Source organism: Geobacillus zalihae NBRC 101842, assembly GCF_001544135.1.
Taxonomy (GTDB): Bacteria; Bacillota; Bacilli; order Bacillales; family Anoxybacillaceae; genus Geobacillus; species Geobacillus zalihae.
Genome location: NZ_BCPV01000116.1, coordinates 1 through 3,200, shown reverse-complemented (window position 1 = coordinate 3,200; position 3,200 = coordinate 1). Strand labels below are relative to the sequence as shown.

4 protein-coding genes are annotated in these 3,200 nt (G+C 42.9%); 2 read left to right on the top strand and 2 right to left on the bottom strand.

What is annotated here, in order from left to right; translation table 11 throughout:
- Positions 1-309: 309 nt before the first annotated feature.
- The gene (locus GZ1_RS17510; RefSeq protein WP_060788999.1) at positions 310-1,500 is read left to right on the top strand and encodes an ISL3 family transposase; all 1,191 of its coding nucleotides are present in this window, start codon (positions 310-312) and stop codon (positions 1,498-1,500) included.
- Between the two features lie 209 nt (positions 1,501-1,709).
- On the top strand, positions 1,710-2,138 hold the full coding sequence (locus GZ1_RS17505; protein ID WP_015374612.1) for a DUF3888 domain-containing protein: 429 nt from the start codon (positions 1,710-1,712) through the stop codon (positions 2,136-2,138).
- Between the two features lie 210 nt (positions 2,139-2,348).
- Here GZ1_RS17505 and GZ1_RS19765 read toward each other — a convergent pair whose 3' ends face one another.
- A complete protein-coding gene (locus GZ1_RS19765; RefSeq protein ID WP_015865167.1) occupies positions 2,349-2,855 on the bottom strand; it encodes an IS630 family transposase in 507 nt (168 codons plus the stop codon).
- A partial coding sequence (locus GZ1_RS19760) for a winged helix-turn-helix domain-containing protein (RefSeq protein WP_255211322.1) occupies positions 2,842-3,200 on the bottom strand: 359 nt, incomplete at its 5' end. The genes GZ1_RS19760 and GZ1_RS19765, both read right to left, overlap by 14 nt.

Below are 3,200 nucleotides of genomic sequence, written 5' to 3'. Positions count from 1 at the left end.
AGGATTGCGGTTATTAGCATAATCCTATATAGAGCATGGAACCGGCTTGATAGTTCGGTCCTATCGTATCGTTAGATACGATTAACCGAGAAGTCCTACTTCTAAAACGAAGCATAGGTGGAGGATAGTTCACTGAATATAAAAATACCGAATGTTAATCGTTTAAAAAAATTGGTATATCAATTTATTTTTATTTAAAAATTCTGGTTCATCACCAAATTTTGTGATTTAGTGACAAAAAAGAGAAAGCACTGACGAGATCCTGGCAATAATGTTAGCGGTGAAATAAACATTAGGGAGGTCTCGTAAGTGCTTTCTATATCACTAGGATTGCCAGAATTTAAAGTGATTAAACACGAACTTCTTTCCTATGGTTATGCGATTCATGTAGAGAAAACAGAGACACAGGAACGTTGCCCTCATTGTGGGTTTGCCACTTCCTCTGTCCACGACAGACGGACAAGAAAAGTACGGGATTTGGCGATTTTCCATCAACCGGTGTACTTGTTCGTAAAGGTAAAGCGCTATCGGTGCTGGAATTGTTCCCAAGTGTTTTCCGCCTCTTTGGAATCGATTTCACCCAATCAACATTACACCAATCGATTTTGTGGGTATTTGTATGAACTTTGCGAAGGCACCACCATTCAAGAGGTTAGTCGAAAGCACCGCATCCCATATACGACATTGGAACGCATTTATTACTCCATCGCATCGAAAAAAGCAAAAGAGCGTCAAACAGCGATAGAAGCATCTTCTCAAGAAGGAATGGTGCTTAGTTTAGATGAAATCGCGGTAAAAAAGGGACATCAGTATGAAACTGTATTGATGGATGCCAGAGCCGGATCGGTCATGGGAATGCATGCCGATCGCCAATGTGACTCCGCCATCAACTTGTTGAGCCAAAATATCCTGTCGAAAGAAATGGTCCAAACGGTGATTCTTGACATGTGGGAACCTTATCATAAGGCGGTTCGCTCCCTGTTTCCATCTGCTTCGATTGTCATCGATAAGTACCATGTGGTTCAAAAAGTGACACAAGCCTTGGATCAAGCAAGAAAGGAATTTTCTCCATTGAAAAAGGCTCGATATCTTCTCTTAAAAGGCTGTGAAAAGCTTCGTAAGGACCAACGGCTTCGATTAGACGATATCTTGGAGGAGTATCCGACACTTTCCATTGCTTATTATCTGAAAGAGTTGTTTCGGGATTTTTACCGAACCGATGGATATAACGAAGCAAAGGAACGCTTGGAAGAATGGATTAAGTTAGCCAAACAGAGCCCTTTTGCTTCTTTTCAGGAAGCAGCCAACACGCTTGAAAGGTGGAAGGAGCCTATTCTTTCCTACTTTTTGTGCCCATATACGAATGCCCGAATCGAGGGGACGAATCACAAGATCAAAAACATCAAACGCCGGGCATATGGCTATCGAAATCTAGAACGGTTTCGTTTACGTGTATTTCTGGAGTGTACAGGGAACACTACAGGTAGTCAGGCTGCCTAAGCACTCCCTTCTTCCGCTATCGGTATGATAGTTGGTAGAATGGAACCCGTCAAGGAAAGCACTTGACTGTTTCCATTCTACCAACTTCGTGGTCTGTATGCGGAAGAAGGATCCTGACTGATGAACCTATTTCATCCAGCTAACATGTCTCTAGGATTGAGTAGAAATCACAGAAAATGGTGAAGACCCATAAAAGGAGGAATTCAAATATGAACAGGAAATTTATAGGAGTAATGTCCCTCTTTTTGATAATATTATTCGGAATGTATGGTGTCGGGACTAAAATTGTCGCCAAATCAAAAATTTATGAAACAGAGTCAACAACTACATTAGTGGTTAATAAAAATGATTTAGAGGACCTTTCAATTTACTTCTTAACGCCTTATATAACCAAAGCAGTACAGGATTATTATGGAAAACCATCTGGAATTCAGTGGTGGAAGCCTAAAATATTAGAGATTAAAAATTTAGAACCCGGGAGTCGTTATAAATTCTTACTCAAAATTCGTGTAGAAACATTTAAAGGGGCTCACAACCCTCCTTACGGAATTGATATAATAACACTTGAAATCGATTTTGACAAAATTCGTATTATTGATTACAAGCACATCGAAGAGAAGATAAAAAAACAAACATAGGGTATTACCTCTTTTATTTTTCCTAAATAATGGACTCACTAATCAGCGAGGAACAGCTGAGCTTATACAGCTACTTTCTCCTGCCCGAGTTCGACAGTGACTAGGCAAATAAATCGCCTCTCAGTCCTTGATGCAGAAGGGCTGAGAGGCGATTAGGTATACTTGTGGCGTGTATCTATATAGATGCACCTTGAAAAGTTAACTTCTGGATTACACTGCACACCCTAGGCGTTGTAGCACTTCCTTAGGGCGTTCATGGATGTAGTCCACAAACCGGGCAATGGCTTGGGCGATATCGTTTTGATCTTTGTGAAACACATTGGCAATGACAGTGTCTTTCAGCCATTTCCACAAGCGTTCGATCGGGTTCAGTTGCGGAGAATACGGAGGAAGGTAAATGAAGTGAAAACTCCGTCCTTCTTCCCGCAAAAACTCTCTCACCATTTTGGCATGATGAATTCGGGCGTTATCCAGCACCAAGACGATGAGACGATCCGGGTAACGCTCTTTGAGAACCCGCAGGAAATCCAAAAATGTTGTCGCATTGGCCGCTCCTGCTTGATAAAGAACTGTTTCGCCATCATGGACGTTAACGGCGTCAAACAGCGATACGTGAGCATGATGGCCGAACGTCGGCACTTGCTTTTGACGGCCAACCTCTGACCATGTCGTACGCAACACATGATACGATCGGATATGCGTTTCATCGATGTACAACAGGACGGAATCTGGATCGATTAAGTTTTTTTATTAGATCCATTTGTTTTTCGAAGTGTTTTTGCCGATCCGGATCTCCTTTCGCCAACGTGTAAGTCGGCCGGGTCCACGAAAGCCCTTTTCGATGCAAGAGTTTTCGCAAGGCTTCGCGGGACATGGAGATGCCATAATGGTGGTGTACATAGGATTGAAGGATCTTCGTATTCCACGCCGAAGCGATGTCCCAGCCCAGCTCCGCGGGTGTCGTGGTCAACACAAGGTGTTTGATCTCTTCCTGCTGTTCTTCGGTGAGAAACGGCTCTCGCCCAGGGGCAAAATCCCGATGAAGCAGGAGTTCCAGGCCCC

Excerpts from the sequence above, each read along its gene's own strand:
- GZ1_RS17505 (WP_015374612.1), top strand. The coding sequence starts at position 1,710 with ATGAACAGGAAATTTATAGGAGTAATGTCCCTCTTTTTGATAATATTA.